Origin of the sequence: Nocardia sp. GP40 (assembly GCF_050434125.1) — a bacterium.
GTDB lineage: Bacteria > Actinomycetota > Actinomycetes > Mycobacteriales > Mycobacteriaceae > Nocardia > Nocardia albiluteola.
On record NZ_JBNPVW010000011.1, the window covers coordinates 133,397 to 147,603 of the forward strand.

Below are 14,207 nucleotides of genomic sequence, written 5' to 3' on the forward strand. Positions count from 1 at the left end.
ACCGTGCTGACCTCCGAGGATGCGCCACTCACCGACGACCTCGAGAAACACCTCAGCATTCACCCAGAAACCTCACAGCACGAATTCGGCCGTGCGGGATCGTGTCACTTTTCCCGTGCCGTAGGAAAATTCGGCGCGGTCTTCATGAAGCGAGCACGCACAGGCCGAAATCGGGCGCAACCCTAGTAGGCGCGACCGAAGATGACGCGCTTGCCGTATGCCGATGCCGCCCCGCATCGCACGCAGGCACCGGTCGCCGCCGGGCCCTCCAGCGGTATGCAGCGCGGGGTGGCGGCCGTGACGGATTTGATGTCCTCCTCGCACGCGGGTATCCCGCAGTGCAGCGCGACGGCCCATCCGGTCGACACCGCCTCGGCGAATTCGTCCCAGCTCCCGACCGTGCGGGTGTGCTCGTCACGGAACCCGGTGGCCCGGGCCAGCAGGAACGCCTGGAACTCATCGAGAATGGCGGGCATTGCCTGCGGCAAAGTATCAATCGGCACGGCCTCCTTACCGTCCTGCCCCAGGCGCCTGACCAGCATGACGGTGCCCGCCTGCAGATCCCGGGGACCGAGCTCGAGCCGGATCGGCACCCCGCGCATCTCCCACTCGTTGTATTTGAAGCCGGGCGTGACCTGTGTGCGGGCATCGACGTGGGTACGCACCCCGGCCGCTCGCAGACGCTGGGCGAGCTCGTCGGTGGCCGTGAGAACCGTCGTATCGTCACCGCGCACGATCGGCACGATCACCACCTGATGCGGCGCCAGGCGCGGAGGGAAGATCAGGCCCTTGTCGTCGCCGTGGGTCATCACGATGCCGCCGATCATCCGGGTACTCATGCCCCAGGATGTGGTGTGGCACAGCTCATCCCGGCCCGCATCGCTGGTGTAGCGAATGTCGAACGCGGTCGCGAAGTTGGTTCCCATGTAGTGCGAGGTGCCCGCCTGCAGCGCGCGGCCGTCACGCATCATGCCCTCGATGGTGAAGGTCGCCACCGCGCCCGCAAACCGCTCGCCCGGCGTCTTCTCCCCCGCGATCACCGGCATCGCGGCCAGCTCGCGGGCCACCTCGTGGTAGATGTCCAGTGCGAGCATGGTTTCGCCGCGGGCGTCCGCCTCGCTCGCATGCGCAGTATGACCCTCCTGCCACAGGAACTCCGTGGTGCGCAGGAACATTCGCGGCCGCATCTCCCAGCGGACCACGTTCGCCCACTGATTCAGCAGCAGCGGTAGATCGCGGTGGGAATCGATCCATTTGGCCATCATTTCGCCGATGATCGTCTCCGAGGTGGGCCGCACCACCAGCGGCTCCTCGAGCTCCTTGCCCCCGGCGTGGGTGACGACGGCAAGCTCCGGGGAGAAGCCCTCGACGTGCTCGGCCTCGCGGCTCAGGTAGCTCTGCGGGATCAGCAGCGGGAAGTACGCGTTCTCGTGGCCGGTGTCCTTGATGCGGCGGTCGAGCTCGGACTGCAACCGCTCCCACAGGCGGTACCCGTACGGTCGAATGACCATGGTGCCCTTGGCCGGGCCGCGGTCCACGAGGCCCGCCTTGAAGACGACCTCGTTGTACCAGGCTGAGAAATCCTCGCTCTGGGCGGTGACACCGCGCTCATCCCTTGCCATGTTCCGAGACAGTACTGCGCCCGGCCGTTCGGGTGCGAGACGTTTTCGGCGCGAGTTCGGCGCCCCTGTCCAGCCTGGTTCTCCGAGGTCATCGCGCCGGGACCGATCAACTGCCCGCGGTATTCGCGCTGTCGTACCCCGCGGGGAGAATGTTCTGCGTCAGCTGCGCGACAGTGACGGACTTATCGATCTGCCCCGCCTTCAGGAATGCATCGCCCAGCTGCTGCTCGGCGTCGATGTCGGACTGCTGCGCCGGGGTCACATGGAATTCGTATTCGGCCAGCACTGCCTTGGCGTCGGCGAGCGGGATGCCGTCCTCCCGGGCGATCACCTGCGCGAGCTGATCGGGATGCTTTGCACCCCAGGAGAATTCCGCAGCAAGACGTTGGAAGAGATCGGTGAGCGCCGCACGCCGGGACGGATCGGCAAGGTCCCGGTTGGGCGCGACGTAATAGTTGCTGGTCTGATCCAGCGGCGGCAGTCCCTCGACCAGTGCGCGCGCTCCCTGCTTGATCGCCAAGGCAGACTGCGGATTCCAGATCGCCCACGCATCGACCTTCCCGCTCGCGAAGGCCGTCGCACCCGCCGCGGGGTCCAGGAAGTCCAGCTGGACGTCGGCCGGAGTCAGCCCGGCGCTCGCGAGCGCGTTGAGGACCAGCCCGTGCGCGGAACTGCCCTGGGGCACAGCGATTTTCTTGCCGCGCAGGTCCTGCGCGCTGCGAATCGACGAACCCTTCGGCACGAGGATGTTCTCGACGGCCTGCGTCGGATCCAGATACCGCGACACCCCGACGATGCTGAACCCGTACTCCTTCGCGGCCCCGGTGATCGGGGGGACGTCGCCGACGCTGCCCAGGTCGAGATCGCCGGACGCCGCGGCCTGCACCAGCGGCGGCCCGAAGGTGAATCGCGCGAACTTCACCTTGTACGGGGCGTTGTCGAAGACGCCGGTGAGCGCCGCGAGGCCCTCGCTGCCGTCCCCGCCGTTGTCGCCGATGGTGAAGGTGTAGCTGCTCCATTCGGGATGATTCGCCGATCCGAAGGTCTTGGCCAGCGGCTTGGCCGTCCCCGCGCCGGACGAGCCGCACGCGGCGAGGGTGGTCACGGCCGCGGCCAGCGCGAGGGTTCGGAGGGCATGGTTGAGCGTGATCGACATTCGAGGTCCTTGCTGATGTGAAAGTTATCGCTGCACTTGCCGAGAGTTATTGCCGGGCAACGAGTCCGAGCTCGGTGAGCAGCGCCGCTCGCAGTTCCTCCCGGGCGATGCTCGCCTCCCGGTCCGCGGCGGAGAGTCCGACCGAATGAGAACCCCCGATCCGGCCGCCGCTCATGACGACGATGCGATCGGCCAGCGCGATCGCCTCGTCGATATCGTGGGTGACCAGCAGCATCGCGGCATGATGCCGGTGCCGCAGGGCCCGGACGAGTTCGTGCATCCGCAGGCGGGTGATGGCGTCCAGCGCCGCGAAGGGTTCGTCGAGCAGCACCAGATCGGGTTCCGAGACCAGGGCGCGGGCCAGGGCGACGCGCTGCGCCTCGCCGCCGGAAAGTTCTCTGGGCCAAGCCTTTTCGCGGCCTTCCAGCCCGACCTCCCGCAGCGCCGTGCGGGCGCGGCGGTCGGCGTCGGCCCCATGCAGGCCCAGGGTCACATTGCGCACGACCCGCTGCCACGGAAGTAGCCGATCGGCCTGAAACACGATGGCGCGCTTGGCCGGGACCTCGACGACGCCGCCGTCCGGCCGATCCAGTCCCCCGAGCAGCCGCAGCAGGGTGCTCTTGCCGCAGCCCGATGGGCCGAGCAGCACCACGAGTTCCTCCGCCTCGATGCGCAGATCGAGATGATCCAGAACGGTGCGGTCACCGAACCGCCGGACCACCTGATCCACGAGCACCCCGGCCCGCAACCTCGGCTCGAGTACGCTGGTCACGACTCCACCTCGCTCGGCTCCGTCGCACCCACAGCCCGGCACCTTCGCTCGCTCCGCCTCGCCCCGTTCACGATGCCTCGTAACCGGGTCGCCAGCGCAGCAGCACCCGCTCCAGGATCCGGACGAACTGATCGGCGAGCAGCCCGAGGATCGAGTAGATCACCAGTCCGACGAACACCTGATTGGTCTGCAGATAGGTCTGCCCCTGCGTGATCAGGAAGCCAAGACCCTTGTTCGCATTGACGGTCTCCGCGGCAACCAGCCCCAGCACGCTGTAGGCCAGGGAAAACCGCAGGCCGACAAGGAATCCCGGCAAGGCCCCCGGCACCAGCACCCGGCTGACCAGTCGCCGGGTCCCCGCGCCCGTGGTCCGCGCCATCTCGATGAGCCGCTGGTCGACGCCGCGTATCGCGGAGAAGAGGTTCAGATACATCGGAACGAACGCGCCGAAGCCGATGATCAATACCTTGGGCAGCTCGTCGATGCCGAACCACACGATCATGATCGGGAGCACCGCGAGGATCGGGATGGTGTTGAAGATGCTCACCACCCCGTTGAACAGGTATTCGCCGCTGCGCAACAGTCCCCCGGCGATGCCCGTCACGATGCCGGCCGTGAGGCCGATGGCGAGGCCGGTCGCGGCCCGGCGCAAGGAGATCGCCAGATCGGGACCGAGCACGCCCTGCTGCCACAACTCGACCGCGGACCGCACGATCGCGGTCGGCGCGGGCGCGTAGGCCGCACCCAGGATTCCGGTCTCGGAGAGGATCTCCCAGAGCACCAGGATCAGCACAGGTGTCGTGTAGATCCCCAGCGGCCAGGTGATGCGGCGACGCAGCCGCGCGAACCGGTTGCCCGCCCGGGCACCGTCTGCCACGAAAACCTCGCGCGCCGGTTCCGGTGGCGCGACGTCCGGCGCACTCACGAACCCGCCGATGACGGGTGGTGCGACACCCGCGCGTGTCATGCCACGGCCTCGAGGACCGGTGAGTAGTGGGACGAATCGCCGACCAGCTGGCGGCTGCGGGTGCCGTCGACGCCCGCGGGCAGTTCCCCGGCGACGGTTACCCGGTTGAGCCTGCGCGGATGATGGTCGTAGTTGTCGATCGCGTAGTGCTGGGTGATCCGATTGTCGAAGATCACCAGCTCATTCGGCGACCACGACCACCGGACCACGTTCTCCGGGCGGGTCACGTACTTCTGGAACGTCCGCAGCAGATCCCTGGATTCGCTGGCCGAGAGCCCGACGATCCGCTGGGCGAAGCCGCCGATGAACAGCCCGCGCTCCCCGGTCAGCGGATGCACCCGGACGACGGGATGCTCGGCCTCGTAGACGGTCGAGACGAAGATCCGGTCGTGCTCCTGCCGCGCCGCGCTCGCGGCAGACGGGCGGACGTAGTCGTAATCGTTGGTGTGCACCGCGCGCAGGGAGTCCGCGAGATCGCGCAGCGAGGCGGGCAGGTCCCGGTACGCGGCGCCGGCGTTCGCGATCAGCGTCTCGCCGCCGTACGGCGGCACCAGGATGCTGCGCAGCGTCGTGAGCTGCGGCGGGTTGGCGACGAAGGTGACGTCGGTATGCCACTGGTTGGATTTCGATGTCTCGCTGTCGACCGGCAGCACCCGGGCGGCGTCCTGCACGGCCGGCAGGGTGGGGTGCGCGGCGGTCAGCTCCCCGAACCAGGACGCCACCCGCTGCTGGCCCGCGTCGTCGAGGTGCACGCCGTCGAACACGATCGCCTTGTGCACGTTCAGGGCTTCTCGCAGCTCCGCGATGTCATCCGCGCCGGGCTCACGCTCGAAATCGAAATTCTCGATGACCGCGCCGATCCGGCTCGTCAGTTTACGGGCAGACACAGGCATGGTGGAACCTCCGAAGGGCATCGCGTACTGCGTAATTCGGATTTCGACGGTACGGATGCGCCGCGGTCGGGTAACTCCTTTAACTCGGCGGGATTTTGACGCGTGATCGCCCCGGGGCCGTTCACCCTCGCAGCCGGCTCTGCGCAGCGCTCACCGCCTGCCGGGACGAGGCGCGCAATACCGCCACACCGAACCGGAGACCGTGGCACAGCCGCGGATGCTGTGTCCCCGGCTCCGGTCGGGCGGTACAGCACCTCGTACCCGGGACGGCACGCTCAGGCCGAGGGCTCCTCCGGCGGACCCGCCGGGGCCGGGGGCCAGATCTCCGGCGTGATCTGCGCCGGTTTGTACTTCGGATCGATATCCCAGTCCACGCGCACGCCCACCCACGCCTTGGGCTGGTCGAAGTGGGTCTGCTGGGCGGCGAATTTGGTGCGGCGGAAGCTGATCTCGCCGAAGAAGTCGCCGCCGGAGAAGTCGGTGGCGCGGCCCTCGAAGTGCACGTCGGCGAAGGAGACCGCGCCGTGGTATTCCGCGCCGGAGAGATCGGTGCCGATGGTGGCGCTGCGCCGCCAGCGCGTGCGCGCGCCGAATCGGGCGCCGTCGAAAATCACTCGCGCGGCGTAGAACTTGGCCCCGGCGAACGAGATTCGCGCACTGTCGAATTCGGCGCCGTCGAAGCGCACTGCGGAACCGTCGAATTCCGCGCCGTCGAATGCGGTGGTCTCGGTGAGAAACTTCGTGTCGGCGAACGAGGTCCGCTCCCCGGTGAAAGCCGTCTCCTCGAACGTCACCTTCACCCCGCGGAAGACCGCGCGCTCGAAGCCGGTGCGGGAGTCGAACACCGCGCCGTCGAATCGGACCCCGGAGCCGGGAATCTCGTTCTTGGCCTGCTCGATCGGCGCGAACTCCGCGTCCCGGAACAGGGTCGTCGCGCCGCGGAATTCGCAGCTGCGGAACGAGATGTACTGCCCGGTGAACCTGGCGAACTCGAAGGTCGTGGCACGGTTGCCGGTGAAGACCGCACGAGCGAAATAGGTGCGCTCCCCCGCGAAGATCGCCCGCCGGAAGTCCGAATCCTCCAGCACCGCATCGGAGAAATCGAAGTTGCACATCGACCACGACACCTCGGCCGTAGGCCGCACGTGCGCGACGATCACATCGACGATGGCGCGACGGACCTGCCGATCATTCTGCCGCAGTTGATATTTCAGCTCCTGCTTACGGCCGTCGACCTCGACGGTCTCGGACCTGGACACCAGATGATTGGCGCCCACCTCGGGTTCGTACGGCAGCCGGAGGTATCCGCACAGCACATCGACGCACTGCTGGCGCCGGCTCGCGGAACCGAATTCGTCGGCTACGCCCGCCATCGCATACACGCCGGCGATGCGCACCGCCACGTCCGGATCGCCGAGTTGCTTGGCCGCCGCGCCGAACTGCTCGGTGAACCGCCCGCGCTCGTTGTCGCGCTGCCGCCGATACGCGACGACCAAGGCGACCGCGCCGCCCACCCCCGCCGAGATCGACAGTGCGATCTTGGTCAGGTCCAGCTGATTCGGCGGTTGTACCCTGGCCCCCAACGCCAGCCACAGCACCCACCAGGCGATACCCGCGATGGCCAGGCCGCCGACCACCGCGAACACCACAGCCAGCAGCAGCGCCGATCGCTGCACCCGGCGGGTCAGCCGCTCGCCGAACCGCCCCCTCCGAAACATAGCGGCATGGTAGCCCCAAATCGGCACCACCGCAGCGACACTCATCGCTGTCGCCTACCGCACGCACCGAGCGCCGCCCGCTTCCGCGCTCTCACGCAGCGCACCCCCTGCACCCCTACGCTTTACTCACGACCGCGAAAGCGCCACCGCACGCTTCCTGTTGGATGCGATGCACACAGAACACCCGGCACGCTTCCGCACCCCTCGGCAGGCGCTACCGCACGCTTCCTGTTGTCGTGCAGCGCACAGAAACTCCTCACACACCTCCATGCCGTCATCCCGGCATGCTTGCGGACGAGGATCAATCCGCCGCGCGACCCCGCAGGCCGATGACGGCCGCGCCCACGCAGGCCAGGGCGACCGCGATGACGAACCAGGGGAAAATCGTGGCCATCCCCCACTCGGTCGCCGCCCACCCCGCGAGCACGGTCGGCAGCGCCATCGCACCGTAGGCCAGCAGGTAGTACGCCGACATCGTCTCGCCGCGCTTGTGTTGCGGCACAACGCTGGCCAGGTGCCGCAGCGAGCCGCCGAAGCCCAGGCCGAAGGTCGCGCCGAGCACCACACCGGCCAGCAGCACCAGCACCCAGTTGTGGGTCGCCAGCGCCGGAATGGTCAGCAGCAGCGCCACCGCCATGCCGAGATCACCGGCGATGGCCGCGCGCCGGGCCGGAATTCCGGTGGCGAACAGCTGGGCCAGCGCACCGGCGGTGGCGGTTGCCGCGACGACGGCGCCCCCGAAGACGAGGTTGTGCACGCCGGTCTTGGCCGCGGCCAGCGAGGGATACAGCGACAACAGCACGCCCAGCACCGACCACGCCGCCATCACGCCCAGTGCCGAGAACCAGAAGTCACCCCGGATCTCCTGCGGCACGGCCGGTTTGGCGATCGTGATGCGGCCCGTCGCACGTGCGGTGTGCGGTTCGCGCATGGCCAGCACGCCGGCGCCGATCGCCAGGCACAGGATCGTGATCACCAGATACGGCGTCCGCAGCGGATGCGGCACGTACTGCGCCAGCAGCGCCGAGCCCAGAATCGCCACGGCCATACCGACATTGAATGCCACGCCGCTGAGCTGTCCGGTGCGCGCGCCGTGCTTGGGCTTCAGGTCCAGCAACGCCGCGGCGCCCGCGACGACGGTGGATCCCACCGCCAGGCCGTGCAGCGCCCGCGCCAGCAGCAGCATCGCGACGTTGTCCGCGAAGAGGAAGACCACCAGGCCCACGATCATCGTCGCGAAGGCGCCCAGCAGCACGGGTTTACGGCCGACCACATCGGAGATCCGCCCCGACACCAGCACCGCGGCCAGCGCGGCGACGGCGTAGACGGCGAAGACGATCGTGGTCGTGAACGGTGAGAAGTGCCACTGCCGCTGGTACAGCCCGTACAGCGGCGCGGGCGCACCGGATACGCCCAGCGCCACGCCGCTCGCCAGCAGGATCAGGGCGTAGGCCCAGGGTTGGGTGGCCCGGTGCGCAGGGGCTTCGACCACCGCCGTACTCACTGCCATCGTTCACTCCATCAGGTAAGTTTGATTGTGATCGAACTCAACGACCGTAACTAGGGTTTGATTCCCGTCAAACCCAAAGTGGGGTAGATCATGACCGGAACCAAGATGACCGTGGAATCGCACCCCGTGGGCTCGGTGCAGGATGTGCTGGCCGCACTGCAGGACCCCGTGCGCCTGGAGATGGTGCGCCGCCTGGCCAACGCGGGCGCGCCGCAGCGCTGCGGCACCCTCTACGACACGATCAACAAGTCGACTGCGACGCATCACCTGAAAACCCTCCGCGAGGCCGGGGTGACCGAGCGCATCGTCGATGACGGACAGGTCTACGCGCGGCTGCGCCGCACCGAGGTCGACGAGGCACTGCCGGGGCTGCTGGATTCGGTGATCACCGCCGCCAACCGGGCACACGAGGCCTGATCAGCGGCCGGCTCCCGGGATCGCCGAGCCGGACCATGCCGGCCGGTACTCACTGAGGATCGACTGAAGATCCCCACCTCGCAATTCCCGATATCTACGCAGTTCAGAACCGGTTTTTCGAACTCAGCGAGCAGTCGCGGTCACGGACGGACCGTGGCTACGCTCAGCGCGTCGTTTCAAGCATCAACCGGAGGTATCCCATCATGCGAATTTCCAAGCTGCGCTTGGCCATTGCCACCGTCGTGGGCGCCGTCGCGTTCACCGGCATCGGCGCGGGCACGGCCTTCGCGTTCCAGGGCCACATGGTCGGCGCCCGCGGTGACCTGCAGGCCGCCCAGACCGAGCTGCAGCAGGCGACCCCCGACAAGGCGGGCCACCGCGTCGCCGCAATCGGCATGGTTCAGCAGGCGATCAACGAGGTGAACGCCGGAATCCAGGCGGGCGCACAGTAATTCGACCGACCGACCGGCCACGGCCGCAGCGCGCCCGGTCCGCGCGCCGGCGGCCGTCCGGCCAGGGTCCGCGAGCACATGCGCGCGGACAACGGGACGGCCGGTTTTACACCGTATTGTCGGTGCGCCACTATGGGCGTATGACAGATATGCCCTCCATGTTCACCGTCGACGACGCCGGACGGTACCTGCCGACGCGGTGGGCGTTCGGCCGCTGGGGAGCCGACATGCTCAGCGGACCGGCGGTCTGCGCCGCCGCGGCGCGCACGCTCGACCGCGACCACGGCCGGTCCGGCTTCATTCCGGTGCGCTTCACGATCGACCTGTTCAAGGCGGCGAAGGGGCAGCCGCTCGAGGTGCACACCGAGGTGATCCGCGAGGGCGGGCGCATTCACATCTCCCAGGCCAGCCTGCGGCAGGGCGACACCGAGGTCGCCCAGGCCCGCCTGGTCCAGCTGCGGGCGACCGACGCCCCGCACGGGCAGGAGTGGCACTCGGAGCACCCGTTCGATCCGCCCGCCGACGCCGGCCTGAACTGGTGGTACCGCAGCGACCACGACTGGTCGACCGACATCAGCGACCACCAGAACCCCGGGCGCAAAAGCCTGTGGACGGTGCCGCTGGGCGCGGTGGAGGGCGAGGAGCGCAGACCGTTCGTCGAGGCCGTCATCGCCGCGGAATCCACCAGCCTGGTGACCAATTTCGGCTCCGAGGGCGTCGGCTACATCAACGGGGATCTCACCGTGGCGCTGGATCGCCTGCCGGTCGGGGATCGCATCGGCCTGCACGCCCAGAGCCATCTGACCGCGAACGGCGTATCCGTGGGCACCGCAACGATATTCGACTCGAGCGGGCCGATCGGCACCGGCATGGTCACCGCCCTGGGCAATTCCGCCGCCCAGATCGACTTCTCCCAGGGGATGAAGGTGCCGCCGATTCGGTAGGACCGATCAGGCGAGGCCGAGGGCAGCGGCGGCGGCCTCGCGCGCGGCCCGGCGATCGGTCTTTCCGCCGGGTCCGATCTCCAGGTGGTCGACCGCAACGACGTACTCGGGCAGGTATTCCGCGCTCACTCCCCCGGATTTCAGCCACCGCGCAAGCGATTCCGTATCCAGATGCGCGTCCGCCGCGAGCACCACCACCGCGCAGACGCGTTCGCCGAAGACCGGATCGGGCACACCCACCACGGCGACATCGGTGACGCCGGCGTGCCCGCGCACCAGGTTCTCGATCTCCACGATCGAGATGTTCTTCCCGCCCCGGATGACGAAATCCGCCGTGCGCCCGACGACTCGAACCCGGCCCGCCTCGTCGACCTCGACGATGTCGCCCAGCAGCATCCAGCCGTCGCCGGTGTACAGCTCGGCATTCGCGGCGGGATCGTCCCAGTAGCCCGCGGACACGAGCGGACCGCGAACGGCGGGGCGCCCGCGGCGGATCGGTCCGGTGCAGTCGGCGCCGGACTCGTCGAGGATGCGGACGTTCATCGATTCCAGCAGGTGCCCGCACGTGCGCAGCCGGGTCTCGACATCGTCTTCGACCGTGGTCCGGCTCACCGCGCCCGACTCGTTGGATCCGTAGAACTGGAGAACCTTTGCGCCCGTGCGCTGTTCGAATTCCAATGCGTCGCGATAGGGCACAGGTTCACCCCCGGTGTACAGCACCCGCAGGCTCGACAGATCGCATTCGCGCGCCGCGTCCGAACGCAGCAGCATCTTGAATTGCGTACTGACGCAGCACAGTACGCTGACCCGCTCGCGCTCGATCAGCATCGCGGTCTCCTCGGCGTCGAACCGCGCCGTCACCGCGACCGGGATGCCGAGCAGTGCGGGCAGGAAGTGCGCGGACCAGAGGCCGAATCCGAACGGGGCGGGCACGATCGAGCACAGCACGTCGTCCGGGCCGATCCCGCCGCCCACCATGGCCTCGCGCGCGAACTCGATCCACCGGCGTTCGTTGTGCCTGACCACCTTCGGCAGGCCGGTGGTACCCGAGGTCGAGTTCAGGATCGTGATGTCCGAGGTGGCGAACTGCTCACCTGATTCCTCGGAGTCCGCCGCGCCCAGTCGATGCCGGATGATGACGTCCGACTCCTCATCGAGCACAACGACATCCGCCGCGTCGACACCGTGCTCCCGTAACTCCCCGACGAGTTCGCGCCACGACCGCCCCCGGATCGAGGCCACGGTGATCAGCGTCCGGGCCCCCGCACGGCCCATGATGTGTGCGATCTCCCGGGCTCCCGACCGGACGCCGATCGCCGTCGCGATCCGCCCCGCGCGGTAGCACCCGCATAGCGCGGCATGCACGACCGCCGTATCGGGCAGCACCAGCGCCACGCGCGCGCCGGCGCTCTCACGCAGTTCCGCCGCGATGGCCTCGGCCGAGTCGTCGTATTCGCGCCAGGTCGTCGTCCGGCCGGCGGTGACGAAGGCGGGTTCTCCGGGGAGCTGCCGCGCCCATTCCCGGACGATTTCGCTGATCGACAGGTCGCCGTACTCCTCGGGCGCGCTCGCGAATCCACCCGGGCGGATCGCATGCCCGGTCACCCCGCTGTCGGTCATCACGATCGCCTCACTCCCGCTGACGCCGCGCCGAGGGACGTTCAACGCCCGTCCGGCCCGAGAACCCGCACGATACCGGCCCGAAGAAACGCGCGGACGCCATCCGGCGCCGCTGACGCCCGAACGCCATGACGTCGGCCCCACCCGGGCGACTCCGGGCGACGTGTGGTCACTGCCCGCGCGCCGGAACTCGAGGCAACGCACCCACACCGCGCGACAGCGGAACTCGGCGCAGCATGCCCCCACTGCCCCGCGCGCCAGAACTCAGGCCAGCGCCCAAGCACCGCGACGCGGAGCATCCGCCGCTAGCCGAACGCGCTGGGTCGGCCATCTGACCCGACAGAAACCAGGGCGCCGCGATGTCCGCTCGGACTCAGAGCAGTCGCTGACGCCCGAACGCGGCGAACTCGGTGTCCAGCTCGGCCCGATCCTCGGCGGTCATCAACCGGTACTCCGGGGTCCCGCGTCCGGCCCAGCGGTAGACCGCCTCGTCGGTGTGCCAGGACTCGGCCTGCAGCTCGCGCTTCAGGATCTTGTTGGAGCCCGTCACCGGCAGATCGGCGGACACCCGGAGCAGCCGGGGCGCGCCCTTGGTGCCGAGATCGTCCTGGGCGGTGAGGAATTCGGCGAATTCAAGGGCGTCGAAGGCGGCCGGATCGGCGACCTCGATGGCCGCCATCACCTGATCGCCCGAGCGCGGGTCGGGCACGGCATAGACCGCCGCGGCGATCACCCGGGGGTGGCGCCCGAGCACCCGCTGGATCAGTAGGGCCGAGGTGTTCTCGCCGTCCACGCGGATCCAATCTCCCCGCCGGCCCGCGAAATACAGGTATCCGTCGGTGTCGACGTAACCGAGGTCCCCGGTCCAGTACCAGCCGTTGTGGATGCGGTCCGCGTCGGCGGCATCGTTCTTGTAGTAGCCCTCGAACGCCAAAGCGCCTCGCTTGTCGACCATTTCGCCGATCGCCGCGTCGGGATTGAGCACCCGGCCGTGCTCGTCGAGTTCCGCTCGGGCGCACTCGCTCAGGGTCGCCGGGTCGACGATCGCCACCCCGGGATGCGCGGGACGGCCCAGCGCGGCCGGTGGCGCGCTCCGGTCCAGGGCGGCCAGGCTCGGCCCCTCGCTGGACCCGTACCCCTCGTACAGTCGCGCACCGAACCGGCGGCTGAACTCCTCCTGGTCGGTCACCGACGCCTCGGTGCCGAAGCCCCGCACCAGCGGATTGTCCAGGTCCACAGGCGTTTCCGGGGTTGCCAGCAGGTATCCGACGGCCTTGCCGACGTAGGTGAAGAAGCTGGCGCCGAAGTAGCGGACGTCCGGAAGGAATTGCGAGGCAGAGAATTTCGGCGTGAGACAGACCGTCGCGCCGACCGTCAACGCGGGCGCCCACAGCGCCATGATCGCATTGCCGTGGAACAGCGGCATGCAGCAGTAGTCCATGTCCTCGCGCACATGCCCGAACTTCGTCGCGGCCGCGTACGCGGTGGTCGCCAGCCGCTGCTGACTGCACTTGACCGCCTTGGACGTTCCGGTAGTTCCCGACGTGAACAGCAGCAGCATCAGCGATTCCGGGCCGCCCACGGCCTCCGGCTCGGCGCCCCGGTGCTTATCGACCATCGCGGCATAGGCCGGATCGTCGACCAGCAGGAAACGATCCGGGCTCAGCCCGAGATCCAGCTCCCGCAGCCGCACCATCCCCGCCGAATCGGTCAGGATCAGCTGACAGTCCACATAGCGAATATCGTTCTCCAGCTGGGCATTTCCCCGAGTCGGATTGATACCTGCCACGGTGGCGCCCGCCAGCGCCGCCGCACCGAGCCAGAATACGAAGTCCGGCACGTTGTCCAGCAGAACCCCGATATGAAAGGGCCCCTCCCGCCGCAACTCCCGCGCCAGCGCGGCCCGCGCGGCCGACTCGCGCACCACCTCGTCCCACGTCCAATCGGCGGTCCGGGTGCGCAACCCGGGGTGATCGTCCCCCACGCGATCCAGCAGCATCGTCGCGATATCGGCACGGAGCAGGTCGGTCATCGGCCGATCCTATTCAGCCACCGCCGTTCGCCGCCGCGATCGGTTCCGCTCAGCGGGCCGGCGCTCGACCGGAACGATGCGGGTCCGGGGCTCCCCGCGCCCGT

At 68.6% G+C, this 14,207-nt stretch carries 12 protein-coding genes; 3 read left to right on the forward strand and 9 right to left on the reverse strand.

All coding sequences use genetic code 11. From position 1 onward, the window contains the following. Positions 1-182 precede the first annotated feature (182 nt). The 7 genes from proS to ABH933_RS29845 form a co-directional block, all read right to left on the reverse strand. Positions 183-1,622: a proline--tRNA ligase gene (gene proS / locus ABH933_RS29815; RefSeq protein WP_429422364.1), complete on the reverse strand. Its 1,440-nt coding sequence runs from the start codon at positions 1,620-1,622 to the stop codon at positions 183-185. A 106-nt stretch (positions 1,623-1,728) separates the two neighbouring features. Next, positions 1,729-2,778 carry an ABC transporter substrate-binding protein gene (locus ABH933_RS29820; RefSeq protein WP_429422362.1) on the reverse strand — a complete coding sequence of 350 codons (1,050 nt, stop codon included), beginning with the start codon at positions 2,776-2,778 and terminating at the stop codon, positions 1,729-1,731. A gap of 46 nt (positions 2,779-2,824) precedes the next feature. Then, positions 2,825-3,550 carry an ABC transporter ATP-binding protein gene (locus ABH933_RS29825; RefSeq protein ID WP_429422360.1) on the reverse strand — a complete coding sequence of 242 codons (726 nt, stop codon included), beginning with the start codon at positions 3,548-3,550 and terminating at the stop codon, positions 2,825-2,827. Positions 3,551-3,617: 67 nt separating this feature from the next. Next, entirely contained in the window at positions 3,618-4,517 is a 900-nt protein-coding gene (locus ABH933_RS29830; RefSeq protein WP_429422358.1) for an ABC transporter permease, read from the reverse strand. After that, entirely contained in the window at positions 4,514-5,410 is an 897-nt protein-coding gene (locus tag ABH933_RS29835; protein WP_429422356.1) for a TauD/TfdA dioxygenase family protein, read from the reverse strand. Before ABH933_RS29835 ends, ABH933_RS29830 begins: the two co-directional genes overlap by 4 nt. A gap of 275 nt (positions 5,411-5,685) precedes the next feature. Further along, complete coding sequence (locus ABH933_RS29840; protein WP_429422354.1) at positions 5,686-7,128, reverse strand: pentapeptide repeat-containing protein; 1,443 nt, start codon at positions 7,126-7,128, stop codon at positions 5,686-5,688. Between the two features lie 301 nt (positions 7,129-7,429). Next, positions 7,430-8,638, reverse strand: a complete 1,209-nt coding sequence (locus ABH933_RS29845; RefSeq protein ID WP_429422352.1) for an MFS transporter — start codon at positions 8,636-8,638, stop codon at positions 7,430-7,432. Positions 8,639-8,728: 90 nt separating this feature from the next. On the opposite strand from ABH933_RS29845, the gene ABH933_RS29850 reads away from it, so the two are divergent. The 3 genes from ABH933_RS29850 to ABH933_RS29860 all read left to right on the forward strand — a co-directional run bounded on the left by ABH933_RS29850 (position 8,729) and on the right by ABH933_RS29860 (position 10,451). Continuing rightward, positions 8,729-9,055: an ArsR/SmtB family transcription factor gene (locus ABH933_RS29850; RefSeq protein ID WP_429422350.1), complete on the forward strand. Its 327-nt coding sequence runs from the start codon at positions 8,729-8,731 to the stop codon at positions 9,053-9,055. A 203-nt stretch (positions 9,056-9,258) separates the two neighbouring features. Then, positions 9,259-9,507 carry a hypothetical protein gene (locus ABH933_RS29855; RefSeq protein WP_429422348.1) on the forward strand — a complete coding sequence of 83 codons (249 nt, stop codon included), beginning with the start codon at positions 9,259-9,261 and terminating at the stop codon, positions 9,505-9,507. A 140-nt stretch (positions 9,508-9,647) separates the two neighbouring features. Beyond that, positions 9,648-10,451: an acyl-CoA thioesterase domain-containing protein gene (locus tag ABH933_RS29860; protein ID WP_429422347.1), complete on the forward strand. Its 804-nt coding sequence runs from the start codon at positions 9,648-9,650 to the stop codon at positions 10,449-10,451. 6 nt (positions 10,452-10,457) lie between these two features. Here the strand turns inward: ABH933_RS29860 and ABH933_RS29865 are convergent, their stop codons facing one another. Both ABH933_RS29865 and ABH933_RS29870 read right to left on the reverse strand, forming a co-directional pair. Continuing rightward, positions 10,458-12,071: a class I adenylate-forming enzyme family protein gene (locus ABH933_RS29865; protein WP_429422345.1), complete on the reverse strand. Its 1,614-nt coding sequence runs from the start codon at positions 12,069-12,071 to the stop codon at positions 10,458-10,460. Positions 12,072-12,444: 373 nt separating this feature from the next. After that, on the reverse strand, positions 12,445-14,103 hold the full coding sequence (locus ABH933_RS29870) for an AMP-binding protein (protein ID WP_429422344.1): 1,659 nt from the start codon (positions 14,101-14,103) through the stop codon (positions 12,445-12,447). Between the last annotated feature and the right edge of the window lie 104 nt (positions 14,104-14,207).